Raw genomic sequence first — 15,271 nt, 5'->3', positions numbered from 1 at the left:
CTACGCGCTCACTCCGTCCGTCACGTTGCGCCCGCTGGCGGTGGATACGTCGAACTGGCCGGTTACGGCGGCGGTGATGAGGGCTTGGCGGCGTTCGGAGATAAGGGCTTGCTTTCGTTCAATGGCGGACAAGAGCCTTCGGGTTTCGTCCTCATGTGTGCTCACACGACGTGCAAGGTCTAGCCTTCCGGAAGGAGTTTCAGGAAGCCAAACCGTGAAGTGTGTGATGTCAGACATGTTCAAGGCAGGCTGAGCAGCGGCACCGCTGGTGACAAGTTCTGCCTGGATTCGGAAGTCTCGTCCGCGCACCCAAGAAGCGATCATCTGAGGCGAAATCCCAGCCGCCAATTGGACCCTGGCCAACGCGCGGCTTACGTTGAAGCCAGCGGTTTCGGGGGGTGCCACATCGCACCGTCCAATCGTTGCTCCCACGACAGTGATCAACAGATCCCCAGGAGAGATGCGTGTCCGCTTATATTCTTGGGCCTGTTCCTCTTCGATCCTGGGCAGTCTCTCGAGATCGTGATCAAGTCTCCCGAGATCGCTAACACGAATCAAAGGAACGCCGACATCTGAGAACTTCGGAACCAGTACCCCGTAGCATGGATTGGACTCCATGAGATGGCGGAACCGGTACTCGCGGCGACCAGCTCCTGGCCCGAAGAATTGGGCCACCGTTGCCTCCGCGCGTTCGCGAAGCAGGTTGATCTGCCGTTCCCCCAGTCCCGCAAGGCTGTCGATGCGGGCGGTCTCGGCGTCGAGGAATTCGGCGATGCGGCGCTGCTCCTCCAACGGAGGCAAGGGAACTGGCGCGTCACCGAGCCGATCCCGGTTGAGTTCGATCTGGTTTGTTGCCCCGACCACGAGAGCCGCGTACACGTACTCCTGGAACGGCCGTGAACTGAGCCAGTAATAGGAGAATCGGGCATCCAACTCGTCGGGCTTCGCCCGCGCGATCGTGACATGACTGTCTGCCATGCATGGGAGCCCGTCCGGCGAACCGGTGAAGTATCCAATGCGGCCCAGAGTGCCTGTGCCCGTGGAGTTGATGAGCACATCGTTCGGACGCAAGTGGCCCTTGAGGTTCTTCGCGTTTCCGCTGAAGTCATGGAAGCGAGTGCGCGACCAGTCGAGACCGCTTGCTTGGTTCGAGGCCTGACTGATGGCTCGTACGGGTCCGACATCCACGTAGTCCGGAGCAGACCCACGATTCAACATGGATGTCACGTGCTTCACGGGAGCGGCGGACCAAGAGTTGGGAAGGGGAACGCCCAGCACGGTGCTCATTCCGTCACCTCACCCAACAACGCCTGAATCTCCGCCTCCAGCGACTTCAACTCCGCATCGATCTCCGCCAGCGGCCTCGGCGGTTTGTACACGTAGAAGTGGCGAGTGAACGGAATTTCGTACCCGATCTTCGTCTTCGTGTGGTCGATCCACGCATCCGCGACATGCGGATGCACTTCGCGCTTGAGGTACTCCTCTACGTCCTCGCCGAGCGGAACGTTCTCGAAGTCCCGCAGGTCCGGGTCCGGTTCCGGGGCGCCCTTGACCTTCTGGACCTCGCCCTCCGGGTCCCGGACGCCGATCGTCTCCCGTACCGTCTTCGCGAACGGCGCCCCCGACGGCCAGGTCAGGCCGGCCGCGACCACCGCGTCCTTGAGCGCGATGAACGCCTCGGACTTCGTCGTCCAGGACGAGCCGAGCAACGTACGCACCGCCTCGACGAACTCCTCGCTCCGCTCCAGCCGCGCCACCGGCTTGGCCTCCGCCAGCGCCGCCAACGTCTCTTCTGTCACCTCGAACCGCAGCTTCAACGGGCGTTCGACGGTGATGCGCTGGTAGCCGAAGTCCTCGTTGGCGAAGATCTTGACCTTGCCGTGCAGCGGGTGCTCGGGGTCCTTCGCGACCTGGACGGCCTCCGCGTACAGCCGGGTGATGTCGCCGATGTGGTCGGGGCGGCCGTTCATCCCGTCACCGAGCTCCTTGCGCTTGTCGCCGAGCGACTTGCGCATCTTCTGCCACTGGTCGCGTGCGTCCAGCAGGACGACCTTGCCCTTGTGGTCGGCGTCCTTGCGGTTGGTGAGGATCCAGAAGTACGTGGAGATGCCGGTGTTGTAGAAGAGCTGGTCCGGGAGGGCGACGATGGCCTCCAGCCAGTCGTTCTCCAGGATCCAGCGGCGGATGTTGGACTCGCCGGACTCGGCCGCGCCCGTGAAGAGCGGGGAGCCGTTGAAGACGATGGCGATGCGGGAGCCGCCCCCGCCGTTCACGTCCACCGGCTTCATCTTCGAGAGCATGTGCTGGAGGAAGAGCAGCGAGCCGTCGTTGATGCGCGGCAGGCCCGCGCCGAAGCGGCCGGCGTCGCCGAGCGACCTGTGCTCGTACTCGACCTCCTCCTTGACCTTCTTCCACTCCACGCCGAACGGCGGGTTGGCGAGGATGTAGTCGAACCTGCGGCGGGCGTGACCGTCGTCGGAGAAGGAGTTGCCGAAGCGGATGTTCTCGGGGTCCTGACCCTTGATCATGAGGTCGGACCGGCAGATCGCCCAGGACTCGGGGTTGAGCTCCTGCCCGTACACCTCGACCGTCGCGTCCGGGTTGAGGGCCGTGATGCGGTCGTCGGCGGCGCTCAGCATGCCGCCCGTGCCGCAGGCCGGGTCCATGACCGTGCGGACGACACCCGGCAGGCTGAGGGCGTCCGCGTCGGGCGCCACCAGCAGGTTGACCATCAGCTTGATGACCTCGCGCGGGGTGAAGTGCTCACCCGCGGTCTCGTTCGACTGCTCGGCGAAGCGGCGGATCAACTCCTCGAAGATGTAGCCCATGTTGTGGTTGGGCACGACATCGGGGTGCAGGTCGAGGTCGGTGAACCTGCCGATGACCTGGTAGAGCAGGTTCGCGCCGTCCAGCTTCCTGACCTGCTGGTTGAACTCGTACTTGTCGAGGACTTCGCGGGCGTTGTCGGAGAAGGCGCCGACGTAGATCTGCAGGTTCTTCGCCGCGTTCTGCGGGTCGGCCGCGATCTTCCGCAGCGTGAGGTCGCTCTTGTTGTAGAAGGAGTGGCCCGAGGCCTTGCGCAGGAAGAGGCCGGTGTCGATGTCCTGGCCCGCGAACCTGGTGACGGTCTCGACGACCTTCTCGCGCGTCGGCTCCAGGACGCACTCCAGGCGGCGCAGCACGGTGAACGGCAGGATGACCTTGCCGTAGTCGGACTGTCGGTAGTCACCGCGCAGGAGATCTGCGACGGACCAGGCGTGGTTCGCCAGCTCCGTGTGCTTGCTGATGTTCAAGAGGTCCCGGCTTCCTTCCGAAGAGCGCCGTCCGGGCGTGGGACGGCAGGGATCCAGTGTGGTCGTGTGCGGTGGGACGCGTGGGGCGTTTCAGGCGGAACCGCTGTCCGGGGTGTCCGGTGGCAGGAGTACGCCGGCGGTGAGGCCGGTGGTGAGGGTGGCCGCGGTGTCGGCGGCGAGGTCGGCGGTTCGGCGAACAGCCGCGCGCAGCTCGTACACGCGGCGGAAGGCCTCCCCGTAGCGCCGCTGTTCCTCCAGGGGCAGCAGCGGTACGCGCAGGCGGCCCGGTGTGACGTGCACGAGGGTGCTGCCGGTGGACGCGGAGGCGATGTTGTCCTCGGCGCCGAGGAACCCGGCCAGGAACCACGGGTCGAGGCGGGCCGGGTCGGGGCGCAGGAGGTGGACGTTCGGACCGAGCAGGGCTCCGGCGTCCTGGTCGTCCGCGACCCGGGTCATCGCGGCCGCGTCGCCGCCGCCCGCGACGGCGCGTACGAGGACGTCTCCGGCGGCGACAGGCTGCGTGGCGTCCGAGTGGACGTCACCGGCGCCGCCGGACGGCGGGTTTCCGGCTGAGATGTCTGGGGCGGTGAGGACGGGCCGGTCTGCGGCAGGGGTGGCGGCGCCCTTGGAGCCTCGTGTCCCGGGCGTCGCCGCCCGCAGCACGGTCAGGGCCCCGCCGCGCGCAAGGTCGGAGACGGTCGCCGTACGCCACTCGCGGGCTGACGCCCCGGACGGCTGCCAGCCGCCGGACTCGGAGGCGCCTGCCAGGGCAGCGACTTGCTCGGACAGTTGCCCGTGCAGCTCGGCGACGCGCTGGGCCAGGGCAATTGGGTCGATGTCAGCTGCCGTCGCCCGCACATGGCGGGCCGGGGTGACGTCGACGACGTCGTCGAGGAGGTCGACGAGCGGCACCGCGCGAGCGACGCCGGGTTCGCCGGTGTAGGCGTCGGGGGCTGCGGTGAACGCGGCCCACTGGGTGAGGACCCTGCCGGTCAGCCCCGCCCAGTCGAAGGTGGAACCAGAGGAAGAGGATGCGGCGGAAGAGGAAGAGCCGGACCGGCCAGGGCGCGAGCCGCCGCGTGTGCCGAAGCCGGCCGTGGCCGCAACGGTCGCGCCAGGCGTTCCCGTGGTGGCGTCCAGCTGTTCGCCCTCGCCGTCGACGAACAGCACCGGCGTACGGTCCGCGCCGCCCGGCTCGGGGCGCTGGAGCACCCAGATCTGCAGACCGATGTGGAGCGGATACGCGGCACGCGCCGGGAGCGAAATGACTGCTCGCAGGGCCCCGCTGCGGATGAGCTCGGCGCGGATGCGGCGGCCGGAGGAGCGGAAGGCGAGCGCGGGCGGCAGCAGCATGACCGCGTGGCCGCCGGCCTCCAGATGCGCGAGGGCGTGCTGCACCCAGGCCAGCTCGGATTCGAAGCGCGGCGGGACCCCGTAAGCCCACCTCGGGTCGTACGCCAGCTCGTCGTGACCCCAATCGCGGTCGCCGAAAGGCGGGTTGGACAGGACGGCGTCGACCGTGACCTCGGGGAAGGCGTCGTTGCGCAGGCTGTCGCCGACGCGGATCGCCACGTCGGCCCCGGGTGCGGCGAGCAGGAGCCGAACTGCGCTGCGCTGGGCCTGGACCGGGAGCGTGTCCTGCCCGAACAGCTCCTGTGCGCCCTGCCGGGCAGCGGCAGCGAGGAGAGTGCCGCTGCCGCAGGCCGGATCGAGGACACGGCCCGCGCCGGCTGGCAGGAGCCGCGCCATGAGCAGAGCCAGGCCCTCTGGGGTCTGGTAAACACCGCTGGCGGCACCCTCGTCCAGCTCGCGCTCAGCGAGGACATCGAGGGCGGCCTGCGCTCCGGCCTCACGGACGCAACCCAGCAGGGCGCGGACCGCGCCCACATCGTTCGGGCCGTAGCGGACCGGCTCGGCCTCGGGCACAGCCGGGGGGAGCTGGGCTGAGGCCTTCTCCGTGCGGGCGATCAACTGGTCGTCGGACGCGGTGGCGAGTTCGGCCAACTCCCCGGACGTGAGGCGGGACATGGCCGCCACCAGCGGGAACAGCCGCGCCGCCGCACCCGAGCCGGGCCCGAGCAGACGCAGCGCCGTACGCAACTCCTCGGCCGGCGAGGCAGCGGAAGTGTGCCCGCGCCCCCGCAGCCATGCCTGGACAGCCGTCAGGTCGTAGAGCGGGCTGCTCTCCGTGCCCCCGCTGGGAGCGGGGAAGTCGTCGTGGCGACGGCGCCAGTTGCTGACGGTGGCGCGCGTGACCCCTGCGATGCGGGAGATCTCGGCGGCGGTCACGTGCGCCGAGGTGGGCAGTTGGGCTGAGGGCTGCTGGGGCATGGCGTGGGGTCCTGCACCTCTCGGGCCGTCGATAGTGAACAGTAAACACATTACAGCAGCCATCAAGCCCGTCAAGCTGTTTGACGGTGCTTTCAGCGATGTGCTTACCTGTTACTGCTTCCGAGTGGAAGCGACAACTGCGCGACGCGCTGTGGAGCGCCCTGTCGCCGTACCACCGCCACGCATCCGATCTCTCCCGATCCCTTCTCATCGCAACGCGATACGTCGCGGCCGCGGCCACCCGCATGCGTTCCGCACTGCAGTACCCACCCACCGCACACCGGAGGAACCCACATGACCACCCCGATCCAGCAGCCCCCGTTCGGTCAGCCCGCCCCGGGCGGCTGGGGACACATGCCGCCCGTAGCGCCGCCTGCCAAGAAGCCTTCGCGTCGCAAGACGTGGTTCACGCACAGCGCGGTCGCGCTCGTCGCACTGGGCATGGGAGCCGGGATGGGCGGCGGCGCCGACGCGGGCGACGGTGAGGCGGCGACTCCCGCACCGACTGTGACGGTGACGGCCGCCGCCAAGGGTGCCGCCCCGACCAAGACCGCGGCCAAGCCGACGACGCCGACAGCCAAGCCCACCGACACCACGGCGGCGTCCGCCGCGAAGATCTCCGGCGACGGCGAGTACCTGGTCGGCCAGGACATGAAGCCCGGCACGTACAAGACCAAGGGCCCGACTGACGGCTCCATGTGCTACTGGGAGAGGGCCAAGGACTCCAGCGGCGACTTCGACTCGATCATCACCAACGGCACCCCGACCGGGACCGGCCGGGTGACGGTCAAGAAGGGCGAGGTCTTCAAGACCCAGGGCTGCCAGGACTGGACCAAGGTCGGCTGAGCGGCAACGGGGGCCTCGACCCGCGGGCCGCGACGAGCACACAGCGCCCCGGGACGACCGTATCGGTCACCCCCACCGCGTCCCCTCCCTCTCAACGGGGCGGTACCACGCCGCCCGCCGCCCACCCGACGCGAACGCCGGGGGCATCATCCTCACCGACCGCGTGCCGGTGTCCGACTCATCCTCCGAACAGCATCCGGCCCCCGGGAGACAGCACATGACCGTGACGGACCAGCCCCAGCAGAACGCGAACCACCCCACCGACCCCGCTCAGCCGACCCCCGCCGACCAGCCCGTGCCCGTGGCCGGCCTGGTGGAAGCCCGCCTGGCGGAGGCGGCGCTCACCGAGCCCGTGAAGGTGCTCCTGAAAGAGGCCCTGGGCGACGGAGAGCCCCAGGGGACCTCTCCGATCGGCCGGCTCTACCTCGAGTCCGTCGCCGTCGCCCGGTTCCGCGGCATCGGACCGCGCGCCTTGCTCAAGCTCAGCCCCCGGCCCGGCGTGAACCTGGTCGTGGGTCGCAACGGTTCCGGCAAGTCCAGCATCGCCGAGGGCATCGAGACGGCCTTCACCGGCGTGAACATGCGGTGGCAGGGGCAGCACGCGATGCGCAGCAGCAACTGGCGCAACCTCCACGACACCGACGGCAGGCCGGAGATCGAGGTCAAGCTCGCCATCGAGGGCGACGCCGGCCGCAGCACCCTTACCCGCACCTGGGAGGGCGGCGACTTCGACGACTCCCAGGCCGAGCTCAAGCGGCCCGGACACGGCCGCGCACCCCTCGACCAGGTGGACTGGAAGCAGGCCCTGCGGGACTTCCGGCCCTTCCTGTCGTACGTCGATCTCGACCGCATGATCAGCGGTAAGCCCTCCGAGATGTACGACGCCATCGCCACCATCCTCGGCCTGGGGCGGCTCAGCGCCGCCGACGGCCGGCTCCGCCAGGAAGCCAAGGCGCTCGAAGACGCGGAGAAGGTGGCGAAGGCGGAGCTGCCGGGCCTCAAGGAGGCCCTGTACGAGCTGGAGGACGACGACCGCGCGGTCCAGGCACTCGTGGCCGTCGACACGGCGGGAACGCCCGACTTCGAGACCGTTGAAGCCCTGATCGCCGGGCTGCCCGCCGACCCGGACGACGGCTTGCTTGCCGCGCTGCGCGCCGAGGCAGACGTGCAGGGACCCGAGATGGCGCAGGTCCGCACGACCGTGGACCGCCTGCGCAGGGCTCTCGCCGACTTCGAGGACCTGCGTGGCACCGGCGCCGAGGACGCCCTGCAGCGTGCGGAACTCCTCGAACGGGCTGTGGCGCACAACGACCGTCACCCCGACGCTGCCTCCTGCCCCGTGTGCGGGACCGACGGAATGCTGGACGCGGCATGGGCTGCGGACGCCATCGCCCAGATCGCCGCACTGCGGCAGGAGGCGGAGGCAGCAGCGGGCGCACGCAGCGAACTCCGGTCGGCCGCGCGGGCCGTGCAGGACCTCGTTCACACGCCCCCGCGGATCCCCGCCGCCCTCGCCGACCCGTGGTGCGCCTGGACCGCCTGCCGGACGATCAGCGATCCCGACGAACTCGCCCAGCACGCCCACGAGGCCGCCGCGACGCTGGCCGATGCCTGCGCCGCGGTCAAGGAGAACGCCGTCAGGGAGCTGGAGAAGCGGGACGAACGCTGGCGCAGGCTCGTCACCCGCCTGGCGGGCTGGGCGGAGAGGGCCCGTGCCGTTGAGGCGAACAAGCCTCGGCTGCGGGACATCAGGAAGGCGAGCACCTGGATCAAGGCGCTGGCCGCCGAGTTGCGGGAACAGCGCATGGAGGGCTTCGCCGACCAGTCGCAGCGGATCTGGGAGCGGCTCCGCCAGGAGAGCAACATCGACCTCAAGGCCGTGAGCCTGAAGGGCAGCGAGAAGGCCACTGTCCGCAAGCTCGTCATGGATGTCTCCGTCGACGGCCAGGAGGCCTCGGCTCTCAGCGTCATGAGCCAGGGCGAGCAGCACTCCCTCGCGCTGTCTCTGTTCCTGCCCCGGGCCGCCACCGCCGACAGCCCGTTCGGCTTCATCGTCATCGACGACCCCGTGCAGTCCATGGACCCGACCAAGGTGCACGGACTCGCCCAGGTGCTGCACGAGATCGGCAGGCACCGGCAGATCGTCGTCTTCACCCACGACCCCCGTCTGCAGAAGGCGTTCACCGACCAGGAACTGCCGGTCACGGTCTTCCAGGTGACGCGTGGCGACAAGTCCCGGGTGAAGGTCGACTGCGTCGACGACCCGGTCGCCCAGGCCATCGGCGACGCCCGGGCCATCGCCGCCACCCGGGGCCTTCCTCCCGAGACGTACAGCCACGTGCTGCCCGGCCTGTGCCGTATCGCCCTGGAGAACGCCTTCCTGGAGGCCGCGTGGATCCGCCACCACCGCACCGGCAGATCGGAACACGACCTCCAGGCCGCGATCGACAGCGCGGAGAGGTTCCAGGAGGTCGCGGCCTTCGCCCTCTTCGGCGACGTGAAGCGCGGTAACGACGTCAAGGAGGAGGTGCGCCGCCGCTACGGAAGTCCGGCGTGCTCCCTGATCCAGCAGTGCCAGAAGGGAGCCCACCCCGACGGCACCTCGATCCCCGACCCCCACCGCTTCGTCACGGACGTCGAGAACCTGGCGCAGAAGATCCGCAAGCCGGAGGTGACCGCGTGACCACCCCTTTCTCCGTTTCCGTCGAAGGTCTGCTGCTCACGGCCGACCGCCTCCTCGACGGCGAACTCGCCGACGCCACCACCGTCGGCCGGTACCGCGGCGCGTGCCTGGCGCTGCGGACAGCGCTGGAGCTCTGCGTCGACCGGGTGCTGGAAGCGGCGAGGCCCGGTCTGTCCCGCACCACGGGGCGCGCCAAGCTGCTCCTCCTGCACTCCGTCGCGCCGGCGGAGACGGCCCGACGGGCGAAGGCCCTCTGGTCCCAGCTGAGTCTGGGCTGCCATTACCACCTGTACGAACTCGGGCCCACGTATGACCAGGTAAGGGCCTGGCGGACCGAGGCCGACGGCCTCGTCCGAGAACTGATCCACTGACTGTTCGTCACCGTCTGGTTTCTGATAGTTGTTTCAGCGGGGTACGGGCACATGCCCGTGGCGGTGTCCCCCGACACCGCAGGGAGGACGCAGATGAGCACCACCACTCGGGACGAGATCCTCGCCGGTGAGCAGCAGGCGGTGGACCACGCGTACGACTGTTACACCGCGAAACTGGCTGAACTGAGCGGCACTTCGGCCGCCACCGCCTCGGCGAGCGGCAAGGACGGGATCGCCAACCGGGCCGAGGCGGAGGCTCGCGCAGAGGCCTACGGAGGGCTCGGCGACGAAGCCCTGGTCTTCTCCCGCGTCGATGCGCCGGAGGACCCGGGAGGAGACCCCCGTCCCTGGTACATCGGGCGCCGCGGCGTGCAGGACGCCTCGCACGAGCCGGTGGTCCTGCTGTGGACCAGTCGCCTGGCGAAGAAGTGGATCGAGACCCGGCCCGAGAACCCGGGCGAGGTGGTCCTGCGTCGGCAGCTCCGCTGCGTACAGCGGACCGTCGAGAGTTACTTCGACGATATCTCCCTGCTGACGCCCGCTTCCGTGCCCTTGGCCGTACCCGAGCCCGTCGCTGTACCGGAGCCCCGTCAGGCCGCCGACGACAGCGCGGCGGAGGAGATGGACGCGTCTCCCGCCCCGGAGCGTATGCCGGCCCCGACCCCCGGCGATGTCGTACAACGCCAGCGGCGAAAGGCGCTCCAACCGGACGACTTCCTGCTGCGGGAGCTCCAGCGGTCGCGCGGCGGTCGAATGCGGGACATCGTCGAGACCATCCGCCGTGACCAGATGGAGCTGGTCACCGGCTCGCCCTCGGACATTCTCGTCGTGCAGGGCGGCCCTGGTACCGGCAAGTCGGCGGTCGGTCTCCACCGGGTGACCTGGCTCGTCAACAACGAGCACTTCAGGGCTCAGGACATCCTCGTCATCGGCCCCCACCAGCGGTTCCTCGACTATGTCGGAAAGGTCCTCCCCACCCTCGGCACCCGGGACGTCAACGCCGTCCAACTGGACCGCCTGTGGGAGGGCGAGATCCTCGGCACCGACTCTCCGAAAGCGCGCCTCGTGAAGTCGGACAAACGCATGGCGGACGTGCTGCGGCGGCGCGTCGAGAGCGACTACCGCCCTGAAGCTCTCGACGCCCTCACCGTTGCCCCCTCCTTCGAGGGCGACGAGCCCGCGATCGTCGTCACCGCCGGCAGTACGACCCTCCGCGTGCCGAAGTCCGAAGTCCTCGCTCTCCTCGAGCGGGCCCACACCGGCGACGGGCCCTTCCGGGAGCGGCGCGATCGTTTCCGTGGCCTCTTCGTCGACCGGCTCCTCCAGGAGCTCGCCGACATCGCGCCGCGCCGCGGGCAGGCCAGCACGATCCGCCGCGACCTGGAACGCAACCGCCGGGTCGAGCGCCTCGTCGAACGCATCTGGCCGTCCCCCGGCTCCCGGGAGGCCCTGCGCAGCCTCTACGACTCGGCCGACCTTCTGCGGGACTGCGCTGACGGCATCCTCGACGAGGACGAGCAGGCGGCCCTCCTGCGGGCTCGCGCCGCCAGCGCCGACGACGATCCATGGACCCTCGACGACCACGTCTGCCTCGAAGAGCTCCGAGTGCTGATCAGCGGCGACACCCCACCGCGATACGGCCACATCGTCGTCGACGAGGCCCAGGACCTCACGCCCATGCAGGCCCGCTCCCTGCGGCGGCGCTCCGCCGTCGGCGGCTCCATGACCGTCCTGGGCGACCTCGCGCAGGCGACAGGCGCCCACATCCCGACGAGCTGGGACCTGCTCGGCGCACTCCTCTCCGACCACGGCGACTGGAGCGTGGCCCAGCTCACCACCAGCTACCGCGTCCCCGCCGAGATCATGGAGTTCGTCGCCCCTCTCGCACGGACGATCGCTCCGACCTTGCCGTACCCGCAGGCTGTCCGGGAGGCGGGAGCGGACGCCGTACGGACCGTCGCGACCGAGCCGTGGAAACTGCTCGACGACACCGTCGCCCACGTGGCCCGGCTTATGGACACCAGTGACGGCAGCACCCCTCGCTCTGTGGCCGTCATCGTTCCCGACGACTCGGACTGGCTGGACGCCATCAGCCGCAGGATCACCGAGGACGGCGACATCGGCGAGCGGAACCGCGAGGCCGTCTCGGTGCTGGCCGCAGCTCAGGTCAAGGGCATGGAGTACGACCACGTCCTGGTCGTCGAGCCCGCCACGATCGCCGACCGCGGTCCCGCCGGGCTGCGCCAGTTGTACGTGGCCCTCACCCGCAGCACCCAAAGCCTGACCGTCCTGCATACCGCCCCGCTGCCAGAGGCGCTCACCGCTTCCGGGGACGCCCCGGCACCGACGGTGCCCGCTGTCCAGCCGGAGGACGGCGGAGTCGGAAGGCTTCCCCGGATCGGTACCAATGTCCGGGTCGAGGTCGTGGACCGGGCCCCGGGCGGTCGCTACAAGGTCAAGTCGTTGTCGCCGGTGATCGAACGACCGCTCGTCCTCACCGTCCGCCATGGATCGGTTCCCCCTCTGCGGGGCGCGAAGTTGGACTGCTGGGTGTTTGCCAACGAGACGACCCAGACGGTGCTCACCGCCGACCAGCGCGGTCGGTCGCCCATTTCGGAGCGGATGGCAGGGCGCTACCTCGCGGCACTGGATGTTCTCAGAGAACTGACCGAGAGCGACGGCGGCGTTCCCGACGCCCGCAGCCGTCTCTCCGAACTCCAGGGCATGGCCAACCGCATCCTCCGACGGGACCAGGCCGACTGGGTCAACGTGCTTCATCTGCTCGGCGATCCGGACAGAGAACGACTCGGAGCTCTCCGCGACCTCGCCGCGACGACCAACCGTGCGCTCAAGGAGGGCACCTTCGATGTCGGCCGACTCGCAGAGGGGCTGGCAGTTTCCGGCTGGGCGGGACACCTCGCTGAAGCGCGGCGAGAGCTCCAGGAGCGCTTCGACACAGCTACGAAGCCGAACTCCGACGACGCGGCCCCCGTCGCCCCGACACAACCCGATCAGAAGGAAGAAGTGCAGATGACCACTGCGGACACCGCCGCAACGCCGGCTGCGAACACGAAGGACGGCTTCCTTCACGCGCTCGAGACGGCCGCCGGCACCGACCGCGCGTGCAAGAAGCACGAAGCGGTTCGTCACGCGCTGAAGGCGTCACTCCTCTGGGCGGACCTCCAGCCGGTCGACTCACCAGTCGTCGACGTCAGCTGCGTCACCCAGCACGGTCTCTTCCTCTACGAGGCCCTGGGCGCAGGCTGCTCCGCCTACGCGGACCTGCGATCGGGTGCGACCCGCCTGCTCGAGATCAACCACACGCTGCCCGCGCCGGCCGACGGCCTCTACCTTGTTCTCCCCGAACCGCCCGCCGAGGACTGGTCTGTAGACACGATTCGCGACGTCTTCCGTGTCAATGTCATCTGGCGCAGCCCGGCTGGCTGGGGTGGCGAGAACGCAGACATCGCTCTTGGCCCCTCTGAGGTGGGTAATGGGCAATAGAGTTCTTCAGAACTCGTAACAGGATCTTGCTGACGTGTCCTGGTCGGGCGTGACCGATGTGATGATTCGACCGTTCGCGTCGTGTGATGACTCGGCCGTGGATCGTGGACGACGACTTGTGGGCACGGATCGAACCGCTGCTGCCGCCCTGGCCCGAGCGGGTACGGATTACGTGGGTGAGCGACGAAGCCGCGTAACCAACGACGGAAGGGGCTGACCTTGAATAGTCAGCCCCTTCCACACTTAGAAGCGCTTACCCGGCAGCCCAAACGGCGGCGCTGACCGTGCCAGACTTGTGCCACCCGGTGGAGTAGGTTTCACTGCTAGGCGTTCCTAGCGTCGGCGATTTCCAGGATCCAATCTTGATCTCGGCGTAGGCTGCCTTCCTGTCGTTCTTGTTGGTGTCGTAGAGGGTTCCTCGAACCAGGGTTTCACCGTCGCCGTTGAAGCATCTGCTGTACGTGATCTTTGCGCCAGTGACTTCCTTCGTCTGGGCTTTCAAGCAGCTGCCTGCCGCAGTGGCCGACGTGGTGGTCAGCGCGGTCAGACCGCTCACAGCCAGGACGACGCTCCCCGTCACAGCAGCAAGGCGCCTTACAGCCGTCATATGTAACTCCCCGTTTCAGTACGAGCGTCCATGCTCGCTTCGTGACACGTGCACCCCCAGCATGGAGGGCCCCCGCTGCCCTGCGTACCTATAACGTTCCAGGGTCTGAGCCGTCGCGCTCACGCTGCCATGCACCAGGCCACAGCGGAGGGCGCGGGAATCCCCTGGGTCACGTCCGCTGGAGTGGTGTATTGACGGCCACTCGGTGATCTCGTTTTGAGGTTATGCGGTGAGTTCGGTCGGGAGGACGGTGTCGTCGGTTTGTGACTCGATCGGGTGGAGGCGGGTCTTGGCGAGCAGGTCGAGTCCCATGTATCGGCGGGCTTCGGTCCACTCGTCGTTCTGCTCGGCCAGCACCGCGCCGATGAGTCGGATGAGGGCGGTGCGGTCGGGGAAGATGCCGACCACGTCGGTGCGGCGGCGGATTTCCTTGTTCAGTCGCTCCTGCGGATTGTTCGACCAGATCTGCCGCCAGATCTCGCGGGGGAACGCGGTGAACGCCAGCAGTTCGTGCTGGGCGGAGTCCAAGTGGGCTGCCGCCTTGGGGAACTTGGCCTCCATCGCGTCCAGCACATGTCGCATCTGGGCCTGGACGGCGTCGGCATCGGGCTGTTCGAAGACCGTCCGCAGCAGTGTGGCCACCCAGGGCTGGGCGGACTTCGGCACCTGGCTGAGCAGATTCCGGGCGTAATGCGTGCGGCATCGCTGCCAGGAGGCGCCGGGCAGGACAGCGCCGATCGCGTTCACCAGGCCGGTGTGGGCGTCGGAGACGACCAGCTGGACGCCGGACAGGCCACGGGCGGTCAGGGAGCGCAGGAAGGCGAGCCAGCCGGCACCGTCCTCGGCGGTGGCGACGTCGATGCCGAGGATCTCGCGGTGGCCGTCGGCATTGACTCCGACCGCGATCAGCGCGTGGACGTTGATGATGCGGCCGCCCTCGCGGACCTTCTGGGTCAGTGCGTCGACCCAGACGAACGCGTAGGGTCCGGCGTCGAGGGGCCGGTTGCGGAACGCGGCGACCTGCTCGTCCAGGTGCTTGGCCATCGCGCTGACCTGCGACTTCGACAGCTGGGTGACGCCGAGGGACTCGGCGAGCTTCTCGACTCGGCGGGTGGAGACGCCGAGCAGGTAGGCGGTGGCGACCACCGAGATCAGGGCCTGCTCGGCCCGGCGGCGCCGTTCGAGGAGCCAGTGCGGGAAGTAACTGCCCTGGCGCAGCTTGGGGACGGCCAGTTCGACGGTGCCGGCCCTCGTATCCCACTCGCGTGGGCGGTAGCCGTTGCGGTGGTTGACGCGTTCGTCGCTGACCTGCCCGTATTCGGCATTGCAGAGGGCGTCGGCCTCCGCGGACATGAGCGCATCGGCGAACGTCTTGACCATCGCGCGCAGCAGATCGGGACTCGCCGCGGCGAGGTTGTCCTCGGCGAGGGCGTGCAGGGGCAGACTGTCAGGTGCGGTCATCGTGCTGATCTCCTTCGAGGCTTCGACACTTCGAAGATCAGCCGGTGGCCGTTCATCTATGCGGGCACCATCCCGATGCCGGAGCAAACCCCCGGATCAGGTCGAACCCGTACACCACTTCCCTGGACGCAACCATCCCCTGCCTGACCTGGGGTGATGCAAGAGTGTTGGTTTG

The 15,271-nt window shown here is 68.7% G+C and carries 9 protein-coding genes; 4 read left to right on the top strand and 5 right to left on the bottom strand.

Going from position 1 to position 15,271, the window contains the following annotated elements; genetic code table 11:
• The 3 genes from OG289_RS22080 to OG289_RS22070 all read right to left on the bottom strand — a co-directional run bounded on the left by OG289_RS22080 (nucleotide 1) and on the right by OG289_RS22070 (nucleotide 5,624).
• On the bottom strand, nucleotides 1-1,287 hold the full coding sequence (locus OG289_RS22080; protein ID WP_327315762.1) for a restriction endonuclease subunit S: 1,287 nt from the start codon (nucleotides 1,285-1,287) through the stop codon (nucleotides 1-3).
• Complete coding sequence (locus tag OG289_RS22075; protein ID WP_327315761.1) at nucleotides 1,284-3,293, bottom strand: type I restriction-modification system subunit M; 2,010 nt, start codon at nucleotides 3,291-3,293, stop codon at nucleotides 1,284-1,286. Before OG289_RS22075 ends, OG289_RS22080 begins: the two co-directional genes overlap by 4 nt.
• 90 nt (nucleotides 3,294-3,383) lie before the next feature.
• The gene (locus tag OG289_RS22070; RefSeq protein WP_327315760.1) at nucleotides 3,384-5,624 is read right to left on the bottom strand and encodes an N-6 DNA methylase; all 2,241 of its coding nucleotides are present in this window, start codon (nucleotides 5,622-5,624) and stop codon (nucleotides 3,384-3,386) included.
• A gap of 294 nt (nucleotides 5,625-5,918) precedes the next feature.
• Between OG289_RS22070 and OG289_RS22065 the strand changes: the two genes are divergently transcribed.
• From OG289_RS22065 to OG289_RS22050, 4 genes are all read left to right on the top strand, one after another.
• Complete coding sequence (locus OG289_RS22065) at nucleotides 5,919-6,470, top strand: hypothetical protein (RefSeq protein ID WP_327315759.1); 552 nt, start codon at nucleotides 5,919-5,921, stop codon at nucleotides 6,468-6,470.
• A 217-nt stretch (nucleotides 6,471-6,687) separates the two neighbouring features.
• Nucleotides 6,688-9,153, top strand: coding sequence for an AAA family ATPase (locus tag OG289_RS22060; protein ID WP_327315758.1), 2,466 nt, complete (start codon nucleotides 6,688-6,690; stop codon nucleotides 9,151-9,153).
• A complete protein-coding gene (locus OG289_RS22055) occupies nucleotides 9,150-9,524 on the top strand; it encodes a hypothetical protein (RefSeq protein ID WP_327315757.1) in 375 nt (124 codons plus the stop codon). Before OG289_RS22060 ends, OG289_RS22055 begins: the two co-directional genes overlap by 4 nt.
• A 93-nt stretch (nucleotides 9,525-9,617) precedes the next feature.
• Complete coding sequence (locus tag OG289_RS22050) at nucleotides 9,618-13,028, top strand: HelD family protein (RefSeq protein WP_327315756.1); 3,411 nt, start codon at nucleotides 9,618-9,620, stop codon at nucleotides 13,026-13,028.
• Nucleotides 13,029-13,281: 253 nt separating this feature from the next.
• On the opposite strand, the gene OG289_RS22045 is transcribed toward OG289_RS22050, so the two are convergent.
• Both OG289_RS22045 and OG289_RS22040 read right to left on the bottom strand, forming a co-directional pair.
• Entirely contained in the window at nucleotides 13,282-13,635 is a 354-nt protein-coding gene (locus OG289_RS22045) for a hypothetical protein (protein WP_327315755.1), read from the bottom strand.
• A 222-nt stretch (nucleotides 13,636-13,857) separates the two neighbouring features.
• Nucleotides 13,858-15,096, bottom strand: a complete 1,239-nt coding sequence (locus tag OG289_RS22040; protein ID WP_327315754.1) for an IS256 family transposase — start codon at nucleotides 15,094-15,096, stop codon at nucleotides 13,858-13,860.
• Between the last annotated feature and the right edge of the window lie 175 nt (nucleotides 15,097-15,271).

Origin of the sequence: Streptomyces sp. NBC_01235 (assembly GCF_035989285.1) — a bacterium.
In the GTDB taxonomy this organism is placed as follows: Bacteria; Actinomycetota; Actinomycetes; order Streptomycetales; family Streptomycetaceae; genus Streptomyces.
This window is presented reverse-complemented; position numbering and strand designations above follow the sequence as displayed.

What these genes read in the sequence shown, in the direction of transcription:
- OG289_RS22045 (WP_327315755.1), bottom strand. Translation starts at nt 13,635, where the DNA reads ATGACGGCTGTAAGGCGCCTTGCTGCTGTGACGGGGAGCGTCGTCCTG.
- OG289_RS22065 (WP_327315759.1), top strand. Translation starts at nt 5,919, where the DNA reads ATGACCACCCCGATCCAGCAGCCCCCGTTCGGTCAGCCCGCCCCGGGC.
- OG289_RS22080 (WP_327315762.1), bottom strand. Translation starts at nt 1,287, where the DNA reads ATGAGCACCGTGCTGGGCGTTCCCCTTCCCAACTCTTGGTCCGCCGCT.
- OG289_RS22070 (WP_327315760.1), bottom strand. Translation starts at nt 5,624, where the DNA reads ATGCCCCAGCAGCCCTCAGCCCAACTGCCCACCTCGGCGCACGTGACC.
- OG289_RS22050 (WP_327315756.1), top strand. Translation starts at nt 9,618, where the DNA reads ATGAGCACCACCACTCGGGACGAGATCCTCGCCGGTGAGCAGCAGGCG.
- OG289_RS22060 (WP_327315758.1), top strand. Translation starts at nt 6,688, where the DNA reads ATGACCGTGACGGACCAGCCCCAGCAGAACGCGAACCACCCCACCGAC.
- OG289_RS22040 (WP_327315754.1), bottom strand. Translation starts at nt 15,096, where the DNA reads ATGACCGCACCTGACAGTCTGCCCCTGCACGCCCTCGCCGAGGACAAC.